Here is a 21,975-nt window from a genome sequence, read left to right on the forward strand (position 1 = left end):
GGCACCTCCTGACTCCGATAGTAATATACGTTCTCAAGTTACAACACTCTCTACATATTCAACACGTTTAAGGCTTTCCCTCTTTTTTCTACAAATTTTTTAGGTGCCACCATCTTAGGTGTAATTATGAACTTTACGCTTGATTCCAAGCCTAATAGCTGCATGATTCACTCTGCTGTATGTCTATGTCTATTAACGGTTTAAACCGTCTCGATGATTCTATTAAATTCTGAAGAAAAAAGAAGGATACGTTAGTAAGATGCACATAGCTTAAAGTGTAACATTTTTTTAATCAATCAGAAAGTGCTATCTTCACAGGCTGTCAATTCCATTATTTCAGGATGTGCTTCCCGCTTCGTCTTCCCCGGTATCCTCTTCGTCCGGCTGAAAGGGTTCATAGGAATCAGCCTCCAGCATGGTGATAAGACCGGGCTCTTCTGTTTCAATGACTTGGTTTAGATAACTCACCTTATCTCCAAGCAAAGAAATGGTTGTGATGACCTCAAACTGTGATTTGGTATACAGCTTGATCCGGTCGGGGAACGAAGGTGTCGGTGATGGCAGAATCTCCGAAATATCGGTTGTCAGCTCATTTGGTATTTCTTTGAGCACATTCGAGAGCTCGGTCTTCAGCGGATCGTCTGCTTTCCACTGGGTAAGAATCGGTTTTTCTACTGCAATGCCTCTTCCCTCCAGATTGACGCTGGCACCGCTGGATAATATGGCTTGAATCTGACCATCTGAACCTAATTCGTACGCGACAGTCTCATACTCTTTGACGTGTATGGTAATGATTCCAGGGAACTGCTTGTCCACCGTTGCTTCAGAAATAAGAGGACTGTCCTCGAGCCCCTCTTCAATATCCGATGCATCGGCGCCAAAAAAAGGACTTCCTACCTCTAGACCGCTCTTAGATAAAATTTCTTCTCTAGTACTAAACACATTTCCTTCTATCTGAACCTGGGAAATTTTGCTTACGGGAGATCTAAAGAAGATCACTGCAAAAATAACGATAAATAACAACACCAAAATAAAGATAATTTTCCGGCTTGTTTTCATTTTTGGGGTGCTCTCTTTTTTGAGAGCTGGAATTTGACCTTTTGGCATTGACGTCCGCTCCATAAAAGCCTTAAGGTCCCCTCCAAAAAGAGGGGACTTTCAGGGCAATATTGTGCTTAAATCTGATATAGCATGAATATACTTGAATATAATGACCATGAAGGTATTCGAATCTAAGGTGCAACGAAACTTACAGGCTGTCGTTCTACAGATGCACCCAGGGACTGAAATAATTGTTCAATCCGGTCGTAGCCGCGATCAATATGATGCACCTGCTCCACCACTGTTTTGCCCTGCGCTGCCAGTCCTGCAATAACCAGTGCCGCACCTGCTCGCAAATCCGTAGCCTCAACCGTTGCCCCATACAAACGAGGTACGCCGCGGATGAATGCGGTATTCAGATCCACAGAAATATCGGCTCCCATAACGTTAAGCTCATCTACATGCTTGAATCTGGCTTCAAAGACCGTTTCCTTCATAATACTGAAACCATCTGCCAAACTGAGCAGAACCATAACCTGTGATTGAAGATCTGTTGGAAATGACGGATAAGGTGACGTAACGATACGATCAACTGCCTTGGGTCTTCCCATGCAGCTCACGGTTATTATATCATTGCATACACTTGTTTGAACACCGGCACGCTTCAGCACGTGTATAAGTGAAGTGAGATGTGCTGGATTACTGCGCGTTAATGTAACATTCCCCCGTGTTGCAGCTGCAGCAATCAGTACCGTTCCTGCCACAATTCGATCGGGAATAATCTCATACGTGCAGGAAGTCAGCCGATCAACACCATGAATTGTAATGGTGCTCGTACCTGCTCCAATAATATGAGCGCCCATTGCATTGAGGAAATTTTGAAGGTCCTGAATTTCAGGCTCTCTAGCCGCATTTGTGATCGTCGTTGTTCCAGAAGCCGTTACTGCTGCCATCATGATATTTTCTGTTGCACCTACGCTGGGAAAATCCAGCTGAATATCTGCACCGATCAGCTTCTTCGCCCGACAAGTAATCTGAGAATCCTTCTCCTCAATAACCGCCCCAAGTGCTTCGAGGCCTCTCAAATGAAGATCAATCTTACGCTCTCCAATAGCGCAGCCGCCTGGCTGATAAATGGACACTTCGCCAAATCTCGCCAGCAGCGGACCCATCAAAAAAATGGATGAGCGCATTTTGTTCATTAAATCTTCAGGAACTCTTGATGAGCTAACCAAAGAAGTATCGAGCGTTACGACGCCTTGTTCATGTCTCGTATTGCAGCCGAGCCTTTCAAGGATTTGCAGCATTACTTCAATGTCGAGCAAGTGAGGAACATTGTGAAGCTCTGTGTTCCCTTCCGCCAGCAGGCTTGCCGCCATGATGGGCAATGCAGCATTTTTCGCTCCGTGGATACGTATGGATCCTGATAGGGGTTTCCCGCCTTCAATCACCAATTTGTCCAAGTGTATCACCTCCGAGTTTACCGCCCCCCTTGACTATTAACACCCATGAATCGTCTCTAGCGCACACCGTCCGATGTATATGCGTTTTGAATAGGCAGTCATAGGGAATGAACGTCCTTAAGCGGATAAAAAATTTGTTGTAACACACTATGGACTTTTGTTAGCCCAGAGTGATTGTCACATTTGATAAGGTATCTTATGTAAAGAGACCTCTGTGTGTGACAATCGCCTACTGGACTGTTTCTTACGTATCCATGATCTGATCATGTTAGCCTTATTTCTTCGCAATCCGTCTCATCTCTGCGACAAGTACAGCTGCTGAATCAGGCTTTCCGAGCTGTTTAGAGATGCTGGACATTGAGCGCTTGCGGTCCTCATCGCCGATAATGGCCTCAATCGATTGATACAGGGTATTTCCGTTCATATCCTTTTCCAGAAGCACATGCGCTGCCCCAGCCTTCTCTAACGCCCTGGCATTGGCCTCCTGGTGGTTGTTTGTTACGTTCGGGGACGGAATCAGAATAGCTGGAATGCCCAGGGAAGTAATCTCGGCAAGGAAGGAAGCCCCTGCCCGATTCACAATCAGCGAGGTCGCTGCCAGAACTTCAGGCATATTATTTACATACGGCAAAATATGCATATGGCTTGGAATGTTGCCCAGACGTTCTTTTACAGCCTGAAGAGTAGATTCATAATAGGAATCCCCCGTAACATATACCATGTGGACGCCCTTAAGCGTGGATACACGTTCACTCATGTCGATCATCGCCTCATTGATCGCCTTCGCTCCCCGGCTTCCGCCTACGACAAGCACGACCTTGCTGCCCATTGGTACCCCGAGCGAAGCAAATCCGCGTTCGCGGCTCGCATGTTGCACGGTAGTCGCACGCGGATTGCCTGTGTAGAGTACATTTTTCACGCCGGGAAAATGCTTCTCCGAGCCTTCAAAGCTTACGGCTACGGTATCCACATAACGGCTCAGAAATTTATTGGTCAAACCAGGAATTGCATTCTGTTCATGAATAATGCTCGGAATGCCGAGTTTAGCTGCGGCGTAAACGACAGGACCACATACATATCCACCTGTGCCTATCACCACATCAGGTTTGAACTCTCGCAGCAGTTTCTTGGATGTGCGGACTCCCTGCAAAAAGCGGAGGATGGTTTTAACATTGTCCACAGACAGCTTACGGCGAAACCCCGTAATATCAATGGATTCAAACCGAAGCTTTTCCTCGGGAACGAGCTTACTTTCCAGCCCTCTTTTTCCCCCTATATATAAAAACTCAGCGTTCTTGTCCTCAGACTCCAGCTGCCTTGCGACAGCGACAGCCGGATAGATATGTCCGCCTGTCCCGCCGCCTGTAAGTACAACGCGCATATAAGTCACCTCGCATAACGTGATAAATTAAGTAGTATTCCCAGTGCTGTAAGCATCAGCGTCAGAGATGAACCCCCATAACTGATTAAGGGAAGTGTGATTCCCGTTACCGGCATCAGACCGATAACAACTCCGATATTAATAACAACCTGTACGGCAACCATACCGACGATCCCTACGCCCAGCAAGCTTCCAAACGCATCCGGCACGGTCATCGCTACCCGCATCCCTCTCCATACCAGCAGCAGGAAGAGCAGCAGTACAATCAAGCCGCCAATAAAACCGAGCTCTTCAGCCAATATGGAAAATATAAAATCGGTCTGCGGCTCAGGCACATAGCTGTATTTCTGCCTGCTCATGCCAAGACCAAGTCCTCCAAGTCCCCCTGGGCCGATCGCATATAACGATTGAATAATTTGATAGCCTGTACCGAGCGGATCAGACCAAGGGTCCAGAAATCCAGTAATCCGTCTTAGACGATAAGGTGCTGCGAGAATCAAGCCGGCAAAACCAAGTACACCGCCTAGCGCCAGGAACATCAGATGCTTCATCCTCGCCCCTGCTGTAAAGATGATCAGCATCGATGCGCCAAGCATAACCGCGCCCGTTCCAAGGTCTGGCTGAAGCATAATAAGACCAAATGCAAGACCAATAAGACCTAGAGGAGGAAGTAAGCCGGTAGTGAAGTTCTTGATCGCTGCAGGATCCTTGCTGAGCCATTTCGCTAGGAACAGAATCATGCCAAGCTTCATAAACTCTGAGGGCTGAATACCGAACGAACTGATGCCCAGCCAGCTTCTTGCGCCGCCGCGAACGACGCCGATGCCCGGAATCAGTACGATAATGAGTAGAATAAAGCAGAGGATGAGTACAAACTTTGCGTAGTTGCGCCATATCCGGTAATCCACATTTGCCGTAAAGAACATGGCGAGTAGCCCAAGCCCCGCGAACAGCAGCTGCCTTTTTACGAAGTAGAAGGAGTCACCGTGTTCACGAAAGGCAAGGACGGCACCTGCACTGTATACCATCACGATTCCGATGGAGAGCAGCGACACAATGCAGATCACAAGCCACAAATCAGGCGCCGGTCGGGTCTGTTTCATTAGGAGGCCACCTCTTACATAAGTAGTAGGGGCTTATCCACCCCCCTACTTACAGATTATGCACCGCCTCTTTAAAAATGCGTCCACGCTCTTCATAGGAGCTAAACATATCCCAGCTCGCGCATGCAGGCGACAACAGAACAACATCCCCTGCTTGTGCCAGCTCGGAAGCATTTTTAACCGCTTCGACAAGCGCTGCGGCGGCATCCTCCCCATTATCGACAATCCGAATATCCTTTAGACCGGCAAGTTTCGCAACCTCAGCCAGCTTATCCTTCGTTTGCCCCAGCAAAACGACAGCCTTCACTCTCTCTGTGAACACTTCTAACATATCCATATAGTCGGACCCACGGTCAAGACCACCTGCAATCAGCACGATGGGCTCTTTGAATGAGGTGAGCGCATTAAGAGTAGCCTTCGCATTCGTCGCCTTGGAATTGTTATAGTACGCTGCACCTGCATGATTCTGTACATATTCCATTCGGTGCTCTACTCCCCTGAATGTGGAAAGGGGACCCGAAAGCGCTGAAGGAGCAGCACCCGCTGCTAACGCAATCGCACAGGCAGCCAGCGCATTGGCAACGTTGAAACGGCCCGGCAGTTTAATCTCATCCACAGAAATAATTGGATGAATTCCTCCATCAAAATCACGGTACATGATGGTTCTCTCAATATCATCTTCAACATCCGTTATGTAAGGAGGATCTGCATATACACCGGCTTGCAGTGTTTCTGTCAGTGAGAATGGCAAAATTCTGCCTTTGATATAAGGCACAAGCTGTCTGCATACAGGATCATCCCAGTTAATAACCGCATAATCCTCTGGTGTCTGATTGTTGAACAGTTTGGCTTTGGAAGCGATGTAATCCTCCATCCCGCCATGGTAATCAAGATGCGTCTCCGAAACGTTAAGCAGGCAGCTGACGGCAGGACGAAAATCCGTCGTTCCCTTGAGCTGGAAGCTGCTAAGCTCGACGACCATGATATCCTCTTTTTTCGCGGCCTGCGCTGCCTCGGATAACGGAGTGCCAATATTTCCCGCCACAATCGGTGACAAGCCGGCATTTTCGAGCAAAAGACCTACCCAGGTCGTTGTTGTTGTTTTCCCATTAGAGCCTGTAATTCCTATGATGGGAGCTTTGCAAATATGATAAGCCACTTCAACCTCAGTGACGACTTCGATGCCCAGCTCCAGCGCCTTCTGAATCGGTGCAACCTTATATGGGATCCCCGGGTTCTTGACCAGAAGCTGCACTCCAGGATGAATCAGATCATCCGGATGCCCTCCGCATATAACAGAAATTCCCAAAGCCTCCAGTTCGGATGCTTCGGGACACTGCGCTCTGTCCTTTTGATCGTTAACAATAACATGGGCTCCAGCCTGATGCAGCACCTTAGCCACCTGTACGCCGCTCTTGGCCAGGCCAAGAACAACGACGTCCATTCCTTTATAACTCTCCGGATGATTCATGAATTACAACCCCTTGTTGATATAAAGTCCGAGACCAGCGAGCAGCAGTCCTACGGCCCAAAAAGTAATTACTACACGCCATTCAGACCATCCCGACAATTCAAAATGGTGATGAATCGGGCTCATTTTAAACACACGTTTGCCTCTTGTTTTAAAAGATACAACCTGAATAACGACGGACAGCATCTCAATAACGAATATACCGCCGATTACGAGGAATAAGAGCTCTGTCTTTGTGACGATGGCTATAGCTCCGATGGCACCCCCGATCGCAAGCGAGCCGGTATCCCCCATAAATACTTTGGCTGGGTGCGCATTGTAGACAAGGAATCCAAGTACGGCTCCAATCATCGCTGCTGCGCAAACGGCAGCCGGTAGTGAAGTAGCCTGCATCGCTACAATGGCAAACGCGCCAAAAGCTATGGCACTTACGCCGGACAATAGTCCGTCCAGACCATCCGTGAAATTCACTGCATTACTTATAGCAAGCATCATGATAACAATGAACGGATAGTAGAACCACGGACCAAGGTCGAATGCCCATGATGTTCCAGGCAAGGCAATCTCTGTACTGTGACCATTCTGTATAAGCAAGAAGCACATAATCGCCGCAAATAGCAGCTGGCCAAACAGCTTCTGCCTTGCGGTAAGCCCCAGCGAACGTTTAAACACAATCTTAATATAGTCATCCAGGAAACCGATTAAGCCAAAGCCTAAAGTTGCCACGATCAGAACATAAAAATCCGTGTTCTTCGCAGGTGCAAACTTTAAGAAGGCCAGCGTAAAGGCAAGCACGATGACAACGCCGCCCATTGTCGGTGTACCCGATTTCTTGAGATGGCTCTGAGGTCCATCTTCTCTAACCTGCTGCCCGAATTTCATACGGCGCAGGAGTGGTATTAGAATCGGTGCAGCAATCACCGCCAGGATGAATGATACACCGATCGTTAGCAGCATTAATTGAAAATCCATGATAACACCTCTCTAGTCAACTTCGATCTGTAATGGTTCATTGATTAGTGCGTTAGCAACTTCCTCCAACTTCATGCCCCTGGAAGCCTTGACAAGAACAACATCCTTAGGTGTCATTGTTGCCTTCAAATGGGCAATTAAAGCAGCCTTATCCTCAAAAGCATGCACCGCATGGCTCGGCATATTCTGTAACGCGCCTTTTGCGATGCTCGAAGACAAGGAACCATATGTGAATACCAGATCAAGCTTGGCCGGTGTCAGATAGTGTCCAATCTCCTCATGAAGCTCTTCTTCTCTTGGTCCAAGCTCCAGCATATCTCCAAGGACTGCTGCTTTTCGTTCATAGCCTGCAAGTCCGCTAAGGGCATCGACCGCTGCCTTCATTGCAGTTGGGCTTGCGTTGTATGCATCGTTCAGCACCGTAATTCCACTGACGCCCTTCATCACTTCGATGCGCATTCCCGTCAGCTTCACTTCTGCCAAGCCCTTTTGCATATCCTCATGAGATACGCCGTAATGTCTTGCGACGGCAAGCGCAGCCAGCGAGTTAATCACATTGTGCTGACCTATCAGCGGTATTTGCATGGCCTCCTCGCCGGAGGAAACAGAAGTAAAGATCATCCCGCCGGCATGATTCGTAATCCCCGTAGGGAAATCATTATTTGTCTGATTCATTCCAAAGGTAAATCGTTTGAACTCCTTCGGCTTCTTCGTAGACGGCTCAGCTAGAACACGATCAGCAAGTGAATCATCACCATTGTAGATAAGCAGGCCGTCGTTCTTCAGTCCGCTTACGATTTCGAGCTTGGCACGTGCAATTTCCTCTCTGGAACCGAGCTGCAGCAAATGAGCTTCTCCAATGTTCGTAATAACGGCAACATCCGGACGAGCAATTTCTGCCAGTCTCTCAATTTCATGCCGGCCGCTCATGCCCATCTCCAGGATCACAATCTGCGTATCTTGAGGCATATCAAGAATGGTTAACGGCAGTCCAATATGATTATTGAAATTCCCCTGCGTCTTATGCACCTTAAAGGTAGTGGATAACAGCGAATACACCATATCCTTGGTCGTTGTCTTGCCATTGCTGCCCGTAATAGCTACTACGGATGCTCCACTCTCCCTTAAATAAGCCGCGGATAACTCCTGCAATGCCAGAAGAGTGTCCTCTACGACAACAACCGGCCCTTCGGGAGGTGTGCCATGATCGTTCTGCCACATAATCCCGGCCGCGCCTGCAGCCAGACACTCTGCAGCATATTCATGTCCATCGAAACGCTCACCGGCCAAAGGTACAAACAGCTGTCCTTCAGCAGATTTACGTGAATCCGTATATACACCATTTATAATTAATTCACTGTCTTGATCTCTCAAGAGTGTGCCGCCGCACATCTGTGCAATTTGATATAACGTTCTTTTTATCACTTTGCTATGCCCCTTATCGCTTCTTTTGCCACCAGACGATCATCGAAATCTGTTTTTGTCGTACCCAGAATTTGATACGTCTCATGACCTTTACCCGCAATCAATACTACATCGCCGGAGCTTGCCTGCTCAATAGCACGATGGATAGCCGCCTTCCGATCCACGATAAGTTCGTATTTGTCAGGCTCGGTCCCCATATCGATAAGTCCCTGTTTAATATCTTCAAGAATGGCATCCGGATTCTCAGTACGGGGATTATCGGACGTAATAAATACCTTGTCACTGTATTTAGCAGCAATCTGCCCCATAATGGGACGCTTTGTGCGGTCGCGGTCTCCCCCGCAGCCAAAGACACAGAGCACTCTGCGCTCCGCAAACTCATTAACCGTTCGAAGCACATTTTCAAGCCCATCTGGTGTATGGGCATAGTCAACAATTACGGCAAAGTCCTGACCGCAAGCAACGGCTTCAACCCGTCCGTCCACACCTGGAATGGATTCAAGACTTTGTTTAATAGCTTCGAGGGAAATTCCCTCCAGTAGTGAAGCCGTGGTCGCAGCCAGCGCATTGTATACATTGAATTTGCCTACCATGCGAAGCTGAATATCAGCGCTGCCTTTAAATGTATCTACATGGAAGAATGTACCTTGTGCTGTGATTTTAATATTGGATGCTTTCACATCCGCTTCTGTATCAATACCGTAAGTCACGACTTCGGCTGCTGTCAGGCTGGCAAAATACTTGGATGCCTCATCATCGGCGTTCAAGACTGCATATTTACGTTTTGAGATTTCCTCTGTATACCCGTTGCCTAGTCTTGCAAATAACAAACCTTTGGCACTTCGATAGGATTCCATGGTGAGATGGTAATCGAGATGGTCCTGCGTAAGATTCGTGAACACCGCCGTACGGAAGTCGGTCCCTTTGACACGTCCCTGTTCCAGCGCATGTGAGGAGACCTCCATGACACAGTTTTCGACCCCTTCCTGCACCATATGATGCAGGCTGCGCTGCAATTCCAGCGCTTCTGGTGTCGTCCCGGACATAGGGAACTCTTTGCCTGCGTAACGCATTTGTATTGTACCGATGAGACCTGTACTTTGACCTGCATCGTTTAAAATTTTCTCAATGAGATAAGAGGTTGTCGTCTTGCCATTCGTACCGGTTACTCCGATCATGTTCAAGCGCTGGCTTGGCGACTCAAAGAAATGATTAGAAAAGACGGCCATCGCTAAACGGCTGCTATTTACGATAATTTGTGGAACACGAGCTTCCAGCTCCCGTTCAACAACAAGCGCAGCAGCCCCTTGATCCACCGCTGTCTGAGCGTAATCATGCCCATCTACCGTGTGACCAGGCAGGCAAATAAACAGATCTCCTTCGGTAACTTTTCTAGAATCTGTTTGTATTCCTGTAATCTCCGTATCCCCGTTGCCTGTGACTTTACTTGTCTGCAGCAAGGAAGCAAACTGTTTTAAAAGCACATGTATTCCTTCTTTCCCTAAATTAAAACGTCATCCTTCCCTATTGTATCCGTTACCTAGCATTATGGTCCATAGGAAGCGAAGTAAAAACATCAACTTCCTTCTTTTTCCTTGCCAGAGGATGTATTGGTGTCATGCTCGTGAGCATCTTCCGGATGACTTCCCATATAAATTCGTATGGTCGAGCCTCTTTCCACCCTGGCTCCTGGTTTTGGTGCCTGACTGATGACCGTATTGCCAGTTCCTGATTTGACGAGCATAAAGTTCATATTCAGATCTTCATACAGATCCTGTACCGTTGCTCCTGTAAGGTCTGGTACGGTTACAATTGGTGTTTCTCCATATTTATAATTCTTCTCAAGCTGATCCTTCCGCTGCGGAACCTGCAAATAATGTAATGAATCCTCTAATATGTTCTGGACAATCGGAGCCGCCACTACGCCCCCGAATTGAATCCCGTTCGGATTGTCTACCGCGGTATACACCACAATCTGAGGATCATCCGCTGGTGCAAAACCGATAAACGAAACGATATGTTCGGTTGTTGAATAACGACCGTTAATGACTTTCTGTGCGGTACCTGTCTTGCCTCCGACCCGATAACCGTCGATAAAGGCTGGTCGTCCGGTCCCCTTCGCAACCACACTTTCGAGCGCTTCACGAACCTGCTTGGACGTCTCCTCCGATATCACCTGTCTTACCATCTCCGGCTCGGTTTCATCGACAACTTTGCCCGTTATGGGATCGACCCATGCTTTGGCAACAAACGGTTTGTATAATTTCCCGCCGTTTATCGCGGCAGAGACTGCGGTGATCTGCTGAATTGGAGTAACCGAAACACCCTGACCAAAGGCTGTCGTCGCAAGCTCCACAGGTCCAACCTGGGAAAGCTTGAATAGTATTCCAGAAGCTTCTCCACTCAGGTCAATTCCTGTCTTTGCACCGAAACCGAAGTTTTTAATATACTCGAAAAGCGTCTCTTTGCCAAGCTTGTTCCCTAAAGCAACAAACCCCGGATTACATGAGTTTTCCACAACCTGTAAAAAGGTCTGGCTGCCGTGTCCACCCTTTTTCCAGCAGCGAAGCCGGGCTCCGCCAACCTCAACATAGCCTGGATCGAAGAAATGATCGTTAACAAGATCCACCTTCTTCTCTTCCAGTGCAGCAGCGAGGGTAATAATCTTGAAGGTAGAACCCGGCTCATAGGTCATCCATACAGGTAAATTCCGGTTGTATATTTCTGCAGGATATTCCTGATAATTACCCGGCTCATAGCTTGGACGACTCGACATGCCAAGAATTTCTCCGGTCTTCGGATTCATGGCTATCGCTAAGGCGGAATTGGCCTCAAATTTGACCATCGCCTGATCCAGCTCACGCTCGATAATGGATTGAATCGGCTGATCAATGGTCAGCTGAAGGTTGAGCCCGTCCTTTGGTGCGACATACTCATCGGATGAACCTGGCATCAGCCTGCCTGCTGCATCCGACAGGTATTCAATTCCTCCTCCGATGCCCTTGAGGTTATCATCGTACTTCTTCTCAATCCCGGTTAACCCTTGATTATCAATTCCTGTAAACCCGAGAATATGTGCTGCCAAATCGCCGTAAGGATAAAACCGCTTATTGTCCTCAGCAACAACAATGCCCGGAAGCTCCAAATCACGAATTTCCTGTGCTTTCTCCATCGTAATTTTTCGGCCCCCGGGCTTTATCTCGACTATTCTTTCGGTCTTGGAAATGATACCGAGCACCTTCTCCTGCGTCATCCCAAGAAGCGGCGCTAGGGCTTCAGCCGTTTTTTCCTTCTCCTTCACCTGAACCGGAATAGCCATAACGGTTGGTGTCGTAATATTATAAGCAAGTGATGTGCCGTTACGGTCAAGTATTTCTCCGCGCTTAGCAGTATATGGAATTTGCCTCCGCCACAGATTCTCGGCTTCCTCTGCCAATTCCGGTCCTTTGGCAAGCTGCACATAAGCTAGACGGATCGCAAGCGCCGCAAAAAGAATGAGCAGTATCAGCATGCACCACAGCAAGCGGCGGCGAAGCGTCACGCTGGATACTTTGGCCATATGTATCTCCCCCCTACTTGTCTTTCGTATTCACAATGACATGCTTAATCATGAATATTCGGGACAACCAGGGAATAGAACAAGCTTTATTCTATTACGTTACGGTCTCACTCTTCTGGGCCTGCATCTGTGTCCGATGTCTCAGACCCTTCTGAACCGGAGCTGTCAGGTTCTGCATTATCAGGACTTTCTGCCTGTTTATCGGCTGTACTTCCTTCCTCATCTGCCGATCCCTCCGTCGATTCACCAGTTACAGCATCCTTCGCCGTCTGCAGTGTAAGTACTGCCGTACGATTTTCTCCGGTCACTTCCACTTTTTGCTTAGTGACATAACCTTCACCCTCAACTCGAACTCCCACTTTAAGCAAGGTTAGGACTTCCAGCGCATCACGTAAAGATTCACCTGTCAAATCCGGAATTTCCATGGTGTCGCTCTGCTCGGTAAGCAGGTAGATTCGCTGGCCTGCAGTAAGCTCGGCACCTGCTTTTGGATACTGCTGTATCACTTTACTCCCCTTGCCGAGGGTCTCATAGGCGATGCCCTCATCCAAGAGCTGTGCGCGAGCATCCTTGCCGGATTTGCCGACCAGATCAGGCGCTTTTTTGCGCACCAATGGCTGGGTGGTCTCTGCTCCATCCTCGCTTGTTACGGCTTCCTTCGGAACGCCAAGATAAGTGAGTGATTTAGACATGATTTCTTTAAAAATCGGAGCCGCCCCTGAACCGCCTCCCAGGTTTGGATCATTAGGTTCATCAATCATGACCAGCATTGCAATTTTAGGATCATCCACAGGTGCGTAGCCGATAAAGGAAACGACGGACTTCGTATGATCATATTCTCCGTTAATGTATTTAATCGCTGTTCCTGTTTTCCCAGCTACACGGTAACCATCAATGTAGGCATAACGGCCTGATCCATGATCCTGATCGGCAACAACCTGCTCCAAATAACTGCCAACAGTTCTTGCTGTTTCGGGTGATACCACCTGACGGATTTCTTTTGGCTGAATTGACTCTACCTCACCGTTGTTAGGATCTGATATTTCTTTCACCAGATGCGGCTCAAGCAGTTTGCCACCATTAGCTATAGCTGAAATAGCAGCCACCTGCTGAATAGGTGTTACCTGTACAAGACCATGACCATAAGAAGCAGCCGCAATATCTGCAGCATATACCAGCTCTCTAATCGGCGAAGCGGACTCCGTTGGAAGATCAATGCCGGTCTTCACACCAAAACCGAATTTATCAATATAATCGCGAAGCTTCTCTCCACCAAGCATCTTGTAACCAAGGTTGACAAAGGCGACGTTACTGGAGCGTTTTACACCCTCTAAGTAACTGATCGTCCCCCAATTACGACTAATATCACTAATATTTCTGCCACCAACCTGAATACTACCTGATTCAAAGGTCGCATTCGGGTTAAACAATTTCTCTTCAACTGCAGCAGCCAGTGTCACAATCTTAAACGTAGAGCCCGGCTCGTAAATGGATTGAATGGCATGATTGTAATAGTTGTCCGGTGTTTCCCAATAGGAGTTCGGATTGTAATTCGGCAGATTTGCCATGCCCAGGATCTCCATTGTATTCGGATCGGCTGCAATGACCGTCATACTGATCGGATCATATTTATCATAAGCTTCCTTCATCGCTTCCTCGATGTAGTACTGTATCGTATCATCAATGGTCAGCTTTAATTTTTTACCATTCTGCGGCGCCGTATAGGCACTATCCGAGTTTGTCAGCTCAAGACCTATACCATCCTTCTGATATTGGAGACTGCCATCAGTTCCTTTGAGCTCCTCATCATAGTACAGCTCGAGCCCATAAACCGGGTCTCCCTCTTTATTCAAATAACCAAGCACATGCGACGCCAGATTATCCCTAGGATAAAAGCGCTTGGATTCATCCATTAAGACGATGGCATTCTTCGCGCCATACTCCTTGTCCAGCTCATTGCGAAATTCTTCAACCTTATCTCTTAACTCCTGATCAATCTTATAACCCTCGCTGCGTACTTCTCTATGCGGCCTGAGGCTACCGTTCTCTCTTGTTGCCGTCACATCCTCCCTCAGCCCCGCTTCATCCTTGCCCAGCAATTCATGCAGACCCTCGACGACCACGTCTTCGATCCCCTTCTCATGAATAAGCTCCGGATTTACAGCCACTGTATAGGCAGGTGCATCCGTGGCCAGAACATTGCCATTGCGGTCTGTAATTGTCCCCCTCTTCGCCGGGATTGTCTTGGAATTCTCTATCAATTGAGCAGCATAGTCCTGCCAGAAGCCCGCGTTGACCACTTGAATCCAGAACACTTTGCCCACAAGTACAAGAAAAAAGAGGGTGATGATCCCTCCAATGAGTAACGTGCGAAGTTTTATTCTTTTATTGATTTTCCCCATAGTCCAAAACCTCACATTTCTTACTTGCCGTCTGAAGAGCCTTGTTCAGATGAAGTAGGACTAACTGCCGTTCTCGGCACTCGAATGACTTCACGATCCGAAGTTTGCTCTACGTAGCCAAGCTCGCGAGCTTTCGCTACGATCTCGTTTTCCAGCTTCTCCTTATGAACGTCCAGAACAGCAATTTCCTTATTGGCTAACACCGTTGCTTGTTCGACAGAATGCGTCTGCTTGTTGAGATCATAGATGTTTACATATCTGCCAACCATGACACTGACAACAATGACACATACAATCACAGATATCAGATACAGAAGCTTCTCTCTTGTCGGCAGACCTGTCCTTCGAGTAACGACTTTTGTCGTCTCTTTATACCGCTGGGGCTGTGCTTGCTGCTCCTGCACTCTTTCCTTAACTGCCAGGTTGCCACGTGTATAGGCCATATTCGACTCTCCTTACGTTTCTAATTACAATTTCTCCGCTACACGCAGCTTAGCTGAACGCGCTCTGGGGTTCTGCGCAAGTTCCGCCTCGCTCGGCACAATCGGCTTGCGATTAACGAGCTTGAGCGTTCCTTTACCGCCGCATACACATAACGGGAAGTCAGGTGGGCATGTACATTTCTCCAAATAACTGCTAAAAATCTGTTTGCATATCCTGTCTTCCAGGGAATGAAACGTAATAACAGATACTCTGCCTCCTGGTTTCAAGCAGCGAACTGCTTGATGCAAAGCCTCCTCAAACGCACCGAGCTCATCATTCACGGCGATTCGTAGAGCTTGGAAGCTCCGTTTGGCAGGATGTCCGCCCGTTCTTCTGGCAGCTGCCGGAATACCTTCTTTAATGATATCGACCAATTCGCCCGTAGTTTCAATAGCTGCAGATTGCCTTTTTTCAACTATTACCCTTGCAATCCGTCTTGAAAACTTTTCTTCGCCATAAACATACAAAATTCGAGCAATTTCTTCTTCAGACCACTCATTTACAATGTCTCTTGCTGTCAAATCACCAGACTGATCCATGCGCATATCAAGGGGGGCATCGTGATTGTAGCTGAATCCCCGCTCGCCTTCATCGAACTGTGGAGAAGATACTCCAAGATCGTACAGAATGCCATCGACTTGAGGAATCCCTTCGGTCATTGGAACATCCTGTTCACTTAATACCGCAGTGAGATCTCTGAAATTGGTTTTGACCAGTGTAACCTTGGACCCAAATTCTCCAAGCCTTTCTTTTGCATTTTCAAGTGCCCAGTCATCCTGATCGAAGGCGATCAGTCGTCCCTCTGGTCCCAGTCGTGAGGCAATCAGCGAGCTATGTCCTGCCCCGCCTAATGTGCAGTCCACGTAAATCCCGTCCTGCTTGATGTTAAGGCCTTCGGTTGCTTCTTCTTTGAGTACGGTAATGTGGTGAAACACTTGTTTGTCCTCCAGACATTTTTGTAATTACGGATTGTGCATATCCTAAAACTCAAAATTGAAATCGACCAGCTTTTCGGCAATGTCGTTAAACGTTTCTTCGGATTGGCTGTAATATTGTTCCCATATGCCTTTGCTCCAGATCTCTACCCGATTGGATACTCCAAGTACGACGCATTCCTTGTCCATCTTGGCGTAATCGCGTAAATTCATCGGTAAATTTACCCTGCCCTGTTTATCAAGCTCGCATTCAGTTGCTCCTGAGAAAAAAAACCGGGTAAAAGCACGCGCATCGGATTTCATTAGCGGCAGAGCCTTTAGCTTCTGCTCCAGAATGGACCATTCATTCATCGGATACACAAACAAACACTGGTCCAATCCACGTGTGACAACAAAGCTCGGGCCGAGAGCGTCACGGAACTTGGCCGGGATAATCATTCGGCCTTTATCGTCAATGCTATGCTGGAACTCCCCCATAAACATTGTCTACCACTCCTTAGCTCCTGCTCACCACTTTGCTCCACTTTCCACCACTTAAGCATAATTGATTCGCTTTGAAAAATCAAAACCCTTCTCTCCAACTGAAACTTTTTGGAAGAGATGTTAGAGAGCTACCTTGACTAAGGATGAAAAACCAGGTTCGTTCATAGCAAAAAAGAGCGATGCCAAAAGCCGAATTCGGCTTTATAAGCATCACTCTTTGGCGTTCCAATTCCATATCTCATGTGCCAAGCATTCCCAGCTCAGCATTTCATAAATTAGACGTTCCAACTGTCCAAGTATTGAATTTGCTCATCGGTTAATGTGTCTAGCTCAATGTTCAGGCTCTCCAGCTTGTATCTGGCTACCTTCTCATCAATCTCATAAGGAACGTTAATTACAGCAGGTTCGAGAGTTTCATAATTTTCCCTTACATACCGCAGCCCCAGTGCTTGTAGGGCAAAAGTCGTGTCCATAATTTCAGCCGGATGACCATCTGCTGCAGCCAGGTTCACGAGACGTCCTTCTGCTAACAGATACATTTTGCGTCCATCTGCAAACTGGTATTCCTCGATATTTTTCCGTACCGTCCGTACTGATGTAGAACGTTTCTTCAGCTCAGGTATGCTCACTTCCACATCGAAATGTCCTGCATTCGCCAGCACGGCGCCATCCTTCATGACATCAAAATGCTCACCTGTAATAACCGCCTTGTTTCCAGTGACCGTGATGAAGAAATCACCCAGCTTAGCAGCCTCGACCATCGGCATGACACGGAAGCCATCCATGTGAGCTTCAACAGCCTTGATGGCATCCACTTCTGTTACGATGACATTCGCACCAAGTCCCTTGGCACGCATCGCAACGCCTTTGCCGCACCAGCCGTATCCGACGACAACGACGGTGCTTCCGGCAACGACAAGATTTGTAGTCCGAATTATTCCATCGAAAGCAGATTGCCCTGTCCCATAACGATTGTCGAATAAGTGTTTGCAATATGCGTCATTTACAGCCACCATCGGTAAGTTCAAAACCTTCTGTTTTTCGAGGGCTTTCAGCTTAATAATGCCCGTTGTCGTTTCTTCTGCTCCGCCGCGAATCGTCTCCAGCAGATCTGGACGCTCGGAATGAAGGATGGTTACAAGATCTCCGCCATCATCAATAATGAAGTCAGGCTTCGTCTCCAGTGATTTCAGGATCAATTGCTTGTATTCCACCGGATCAGGATTATATTTGGCAAACACCGTAATACCGTCCTCCACCAATGCTGCACATACATCATCCTGAGTAGACAGTGGATTGCTTCCCGTAATCGTTACTTCAGCACCGCCCGCCTGTATAACCTTTGCAAGATAAGCTGTCTTTGCTTCTAAGTGAAGGCAAATTGTTACTTTGAGTCCTTTAAAGGGCTGATCTGCTTCAAACTCTTTACGTACCCGGTTCAATACCGGCATATGAGCCTCCACCCAATCAATCTTCAGGTGCCCTTCGGGGGCCAGGTTCATATCTGCAACGATACTGTTCTTAATCACATCCGTGCTCATCTTGTTCCTCCAATTATATATACAGAATATGATGGTTGCCGCTCATATCAGCAGGAACCTCCATTAATTCCTTCAACCAGCCCGTTCCATACCGGTTAAGGTAATAGTAAACATTATAGACTCTTTCCTGTGGCCGTTTAGAAGGGAAAAGCGATCTCTCTATACAATCCCATTGTTTAAGGGAAGCATCATGTCGCTGTGCGATGGCCTGCTTCGTTCTTTTTTGCATATATTCAATCTGTTCTTCTATTTTCTCACTGTTAGTCATTCCTAGACGACCTAGTCCCGACTCCAGCTGACCGAGCTGTTCAATCAATGGCGCATACAGCTTGTGGAAAGAAGTCTTTAGATCTTCAAACTGTCCATTTACATCAAATTCATCCAAGCTGAGCAGCCAGGCTTCTTTCTTCTCATCAAAAGTGAACTGGATATCGGCAAAATTCAAATCGTATTTATCCATCAGCTTCTGTATATGATGATCCAAAATCGTATATGACAAACGCGGCATGAGTATTGGCATACGAAGACCCATTCGGTGAAAGGCATCTTTGGTCAGCGCCCAATACGCAATCTCGGCATGCCCGAGTACCGTAGACAGCACCGGGAATAGAGAATCCTGCATTAAGGGCCGGGTCAGAACATTGTTGCTAAAGCGCTCCGGATGCTGATGGAGAATTTCAAGCAGCTCTGTTTTGGAAAAAGAGACATACCCTTTGCGATCGACAAATCTACCATCTTCCTTGAACAGCAGCAATCTCGATCCCTCATGGATGTAGAATAAATTGGCTCCTCCGGAGGCGACATCGGCCTGCATTGTGAAGCCGCTTGTTACAACTCGGCCGGAAGATTCGTGGTAACACTGCTCAAGCATGTCGTTATCTTCGATAATACGTTCGAACACAGGCACTTCGAGCCTTCTTAGCTCTGGATCTGCCGAGTCCATAAGGACAAGTCCATAGGAACCGAATAATTGCCCGAGTAATTTGGCAAACACATCACTCAGGCTGATATGTTCGTCCTGAACTGCTTCTTTTATAGAAGCGATGAGCTGCGGCTTGTTCTCCGAATCAGGCAGCAGCTCTTCCAGCTCATGAATAGCGGCAATCCAATGCTCCTTTTCTACGACAACGTCACTCACGGAAGAACGCCCTTCATATTTGCCGGGCATTTTGACTTTGGTTACTGAGAGATCTGAACTCATCAAGTAAGTATGGTCTACCTCATCCCAATCGTGGTCCTCACCCGCAATCCAGAATATGGGCACGACAGGTCGTCCAAGCTTCTCTTCTGCCATCTTGGCTGCTTTAATAATCGTTGCTGCCTTGTATATGACAAGCAAAGAGCCGGTGAACAATCCGCTCTGCTGTCCCCCGGTAACGACCAAAGCGTTCTCCTGTGCCAGCCTGTTGAGAGATGCCTTCACTGCAGGGTGGGGATTTCGATTTTCATTATATATACGCAGGCAATTAACAATAGCCTGTCGGTCTACTCGTGTGTCTCCGGTTCGATCAAGCCACTCGGCACGCGCTATGTAGCTGGAAACGTCGCGAAAATTATATTCGTACAAATGATGCACGGCTTCATCGTAACGCAAATAATGTTCCGCCAGAGGTGATCCACTACGCAGCGCCTCAGGAATTAGATTCATGAGGTCATCCTCCTATTCATTTAAAGCCTTATTCGATTGTACCGAATGCTTTATATTCCGTCAAAGTAATAATTATATAAAAAACCGCCGATGTAACATCGGCGGCACTAAACTACATATTTCGATCAAGCGTAAGGCTCAGCCACAAAATGGCCTTTGGATACTTCGATCAGCTTCGCATTATCCAGGTTAAAGGCGCTCTTCGCTGCCTCTCCCTCGTTGCCCGAACTGATTGGACCGGAATTGTCCTCAGGCATAATAATACGCTTTTTATTCGCTTCAATGTCCGGATCCGGAATTGGAATCGCAGATAGAAGCATTTTGGTGTAAGGATGGATCGGATTGGCATACAGCTCTTCGCTGTCCGCAAGCTCTACCATTTTACCCATGTACATAACAGCAACCCGGTCACTGATGTGCTTAACCATAGAGAGGTCATGGGCAATGAACAAGTACGTCAGGCCCAAACGATTCTGAAGATCCTTCAGAAGGTTAACCACCTGTGCCTGGATGGATACGTCAAGTGCTGAAATCGGCTCATCACAAATGATGAATTTAGGATTTACCGCAAGCGCGCGGGCAATCCCGATCCGCTGACGCTGACCGCCGGAGAATTCATGCGGATAACGGTTCGCATGGTCTGCATTCAGTCCAACGAGATCAAGCAGCTCCTCAATCCGTTTCTTGCGCTCCAAGCTGCTTCCAGCCATTTTGTGAATATCCAGAGCTTCACCAATAATATCAGAAACCGTAAAACGCGGATTGAGTGATGCATAAGGATCCTGGAAGATCATCTGCATGTCCCGGCGCATCGCTTTCATCTTGTTCGGTGAGAGCTTGTAGATATCTGTCCCGTTAAAGCGCACACTGCCTGCAGTAGGCTCATACAATCGAAGGATTGTACGTCCAGCCGTAGATTTACCACAGCCGGATTCCCCTACCATTCCAAGCGTCTCACCTTCACGAATATAAAAGTTAAGATTATCTACGGCTTTGAGCGTACGATTCTTCCCTACATTAAAGTATTTCTTAAGACCTTCAACCTCAATCAAGTTCTTGCTCATGAAGAATGTACCTCCTTCGCCATAGGATGCAGCTCCCAGCAACGTGCCATATGCGTGTCGCTGAATACCGTAGCACCCGGATCAATGCGCTCGCAGATGCTCATTGCACGATCACAACGTGCTGCAAACGGGCAGCCGAGCGGCGGCTTGATCAGATCCGGCGGTGTACCCACGATCGGAATGAGCGGCTCGTCCTTCTTCTGATCAAGACGAGGCATGGAACGCATCAAACCTTTTGTATATGGATGCTGCGGATTTTTGAAAATCTCGTATTTCGTACCTGTTTCTACTACTTCTCCAGCATACATAACAATAACACGGTCTGCAATACCAGCGACTACGCCAAGATCATGCGTAATCAGGATAATTGAAGTGCCAAGCTGCTCCTGCATTTCCTTCATAACATCCATGATTTGGGCCTGGATCGTTACATCTAGAGCCGTTGTCGGCTCATCGGCGATCAGCAGGGCCGGCTTACAAGCGAGCGCAATCGCGATCATCGCACGTTGACGCATACCGCCTGAGAATTCGTGTGGATATTGATTAAAGCGCTCTTCCGCATTTTTGATGCCGACCATCTTGAGCATTTTGACCGCTTCTTTAGCCGCATCATCCTTGGACATGTTCTGATGCTTAATCAATACTTCAGTTATCTGTTTACCGATCTTGATGGTAGGGTTCAGGGAAGTCATCGGATCTTGGAAGATCATGCCGATATCTTTACCACGAATGGATTCCATTTGCTTGTTGGTCTTCTTCAGCAAATCCTGTCCTTGGAAAATAATTTCACCTTTATTAATGATGGACGGTGGAGAAGGAATCAAACGCATAATGGTTTGGGCTGTTACACTCTTACCACTACCGGATTCACCGACAATCGCAACCGTCTCACCCTTGCCGATTTCAAAATTCATGCCGCGTACGGCCTTTACCTCGCCGTCTCTTACTTTAAATGAAACGTTAAGATCTTTAACCTGCAACAACGGATCCATTATGTCCACCTC

Annotated in this window: 17 protein-coding genes; all 17 read right to left on the reverse strand. The window is 47.5% G+C overall.

The genetic code is table 11. The features are described 5' to 3' along the window. Nucleotides 1–336: 336 nt before the first annotated feature. On the reverse strand, nucleotides 337–1,107 hold the full coding sequence (locus tag BK126_RS14330; RefSeq protein WP_076313236.1) for a cell division protein FtsQ/DivIB: 771 nt from the start codon (nucleotides 1,105–1,107) through the stop codon (nucleotides 337–339). A 125-nt stretch (nucleotides 1,108–1,232) separates the two neighbouring features. Then, nucleotides 1,233–2,504 (reverse strand): UDP-N-acetylglucosamine 1-carboxyvinyltransferase, encoded by a 1,272-nt coding sequence (murA, locus tag BK126_RS14335; protein WP_076313237.1) that lies wholly within the window; start codon nucleotides 2,502–2,504, stop codon nucleotides 1,233–1,235. 274 nt (nucleotides 2,505–2,778) lie between these two features. Continuing rightward, nucleotides 2,779–3,885 carry an undecaprenyldiphospho-muramoylpentapeptide beta-N-acetylglucosaminyltransferase gene (gene murG, locus BK126_RS14340; protein ID WP_076313238.1) on the reverse strand — a complete coding sequence of 369 codons (1,107 nt, stop codon included), beginning with the start codon at nucleotides 3,883–3,885 and terminating at the stop codon, nucleotides 2,779–2,781. Between the two features lie 5 nt (nucleotides 3,886–3,890). Then, on the reverse strand, nucleotides 3,891–4,988 hold the full coding sequence (gene spoVE / locus BK126_RS14345) for a stage V sporulation protein E (protein WP_076313239.1): 1,098 nt from the start codon (nucleotides 4,986–4,988) through the stop codon (nucleotides 3,891–3,893). A 49-nt stretch (nucleotides 4,989–5,037) separates the two neighbouring features. Further along, nucleotides 5,038–6,459, reverse strand: coding sequence for a UDP-N-acetylmuramoyl-L-alanine--D-glutamate ligase (gene murD / locus BK126_RS14350; RefSeq protein WP_076313240.1), 1,422 nt, complete (start codon nucleotides 6,457–6,459; stop codon nucleotides 5,038–5,040). 3 nt (nucleotides 6,460–6,462) lie between these two features. Continuing rightward, complete coding sequence (mraY, locus tag BK126_RS14355; RefSeq protein WP_047910865.1) at nucleotides 6,463–7,431, reverse strand: phospho-N-acetylmuramoyl-pentapeptide-transferase; 969 nt, start codon at nucleotides 7,429–7,431, stop codon at nucleotides 6,463–6,465. A 12-nt stretch (nucleotides 7,432–7,443) separates the two neighbouring features. Further along, nucleotides 7,444–8,853, reverse strand: a complete 1,410-nt coding sequence (locus BK126_RS14360; protein WP_076313540.1) for a UDP-N-acetylmuramoyl-tripeptide--D-alanyl-D-alanine ligase — start codon at nucleotides 8,851–8,853, stop codon at nucleotides 7,444–7,446. Next, on the reverse strand, nucleotides 8,853–10,340 hold the full coding sequence (locus tag BK126_RS14365) for a UDP-N-acetylmuramoyl-L-alanyl-D-glutamate--2,6-diaminopimelate ligase (RefSeq protein ID WP_076313241.1): 1,488 nt from the start codon (nucleotides 10,338–10,340) through the stop codon (nucleotides 8,853–8,855). Before BK126_RS14365 ends, BK126_RS14360 begins: the two co-directional genes overlap by 1 nt. Before the next feature lie 92 nt (nucleotides 10,341–10,432). Continuing rightward, nucleotides 10,433–12,415: a stage V sporulation protein D gene (locus BK126_RS14370; protein WP_076313242.1), complete on the reverse strand. Its 1,983-nt coding sequence runs from the start codon at nucleotides 12,413–12,415 to the stop codon at nucleotides 10,433–10,435. 107 nt (nucleotides 12,416–12,522) lie between these two features. Further along, nucleotides 12,523–14,808 carry a penicillin-binding transpeptidase domain-containing protein gene (locus tag BK126_RS14375; protein ID WP_076313541.1) on the reverse strand — a complete coding sequence of 762 codons (2,286 nt, stop codon included), beginning with the start codon at nucleotides 14,806–14,808 and terminating at the stop codon, nucleotides 12,523–12,525. Nucleotides 14,809–14,837: 29 nt separating this feature from the next. Then, a complete protein-coding gene (locus BK126_RS14380) occupies nucleotides 14,838–15,260 on the reverse strand; it encodes a hypothetical protein (RefSeq protein WP_076313243.1) in 423 nt (140 codons plus the stop codon). 24 nt (nucleotides 15,261–15,284) lie between these two features. Beyond that, nucleotides 15,285–16,235 carry a 16S rRNA (cytosine(1402)-N(4))-methyltransferase RsmH gene (gene rsmH, locus BK126_RS14385; protein ID WP_076313244.1) on the reverse strand — a complete coding sequence of 317 codons (951 nt, stop codon included), beginning with the start codon at nucleotides 16,233–16,235 and terminating at the stop codon, nucleotides 15,285–15,287. 45 nt (nucleotides 16,236–16,280) lie between these two features. Continuing rightward, nucleotides 16,281–16,718 (reverse strand): division/cell wall cluster transcriptional repressor MraZ, encoded by a 438-nt coding sequence (gene mraZ / locus BK126_RS14390; protein WP_047910860.1) that lies wholly within the window; start codon nucleotides 16,716–16,718, stop codon nucleotides 16,281–16,283. Between the two features lie 275 nt (nucleotides 16,719–16,993). Further along, complete coding sequence (locus BK126_RS14395; protein WP_076313245.1) at nucleotides 16,994–18,259, reverse strand: adenosylhomocysteinase; 1,266 nt, start codon at nucleotides 18,257–18,259, stop codon at nucleotides 16,994–16,996. 13 nt (nucleotides 18,260–18,272) lie between these two features. Further along, entirely contained in the window at nucleotides 18,273–19,907 is a 1,635-nt protein-coding gene (bshC, locus tag BK126_RS14400; protein ID WP_076313246.1) for a bacillithiol biosynthesis cysteine-adding enzyme BshC, read from the reverse strand. Between the two features lie 125 nt (nucleotides 19,908–20,032). After that, nucleotides 20,033–20,971: an ABC transporter ATP-binding protein gene (locus BK126_RS14405; RefSeq protein ID WP_047910857.1), complete on the reverse strand. Its 939-nt coding sequence runs from the start codon at nucleotides 20,969–20,971 to the stop codon at nucleotides 20,033–20,035. Beyond that, nucleotides 20,968–21,963 carry an ABC transporter ATP-binding protein gene (locus BK126_RS14410; protein ID WP_076313247.1) on the reverse strand — a complete coding sequence of 332 codons (996 nt, stop codon included), beginning with the start codon at nucleotides 21,961–21,963 and terminating at the stop codon, nucleotides 20,968–20,970. The genes BK126_RS14405 and BK126_RS14410 overlap by 4 nt, the downstream gene beginning before the upstream one ends. Between the last annotated feature and the right edge of the window lie 12 nt (nucleotides 21,964–21,975).

The sequence above is a fragment of the Paenibacillus sp. FSL H7-0326 genome (assembly GCF_001955535.1).
Taxonomy (GTDB): Bacteria; Bacillota; Bacilli; order Paenibacillales; family Paenibacillaceae; genus Paenibacillus; species Paenibacillus shunpengii.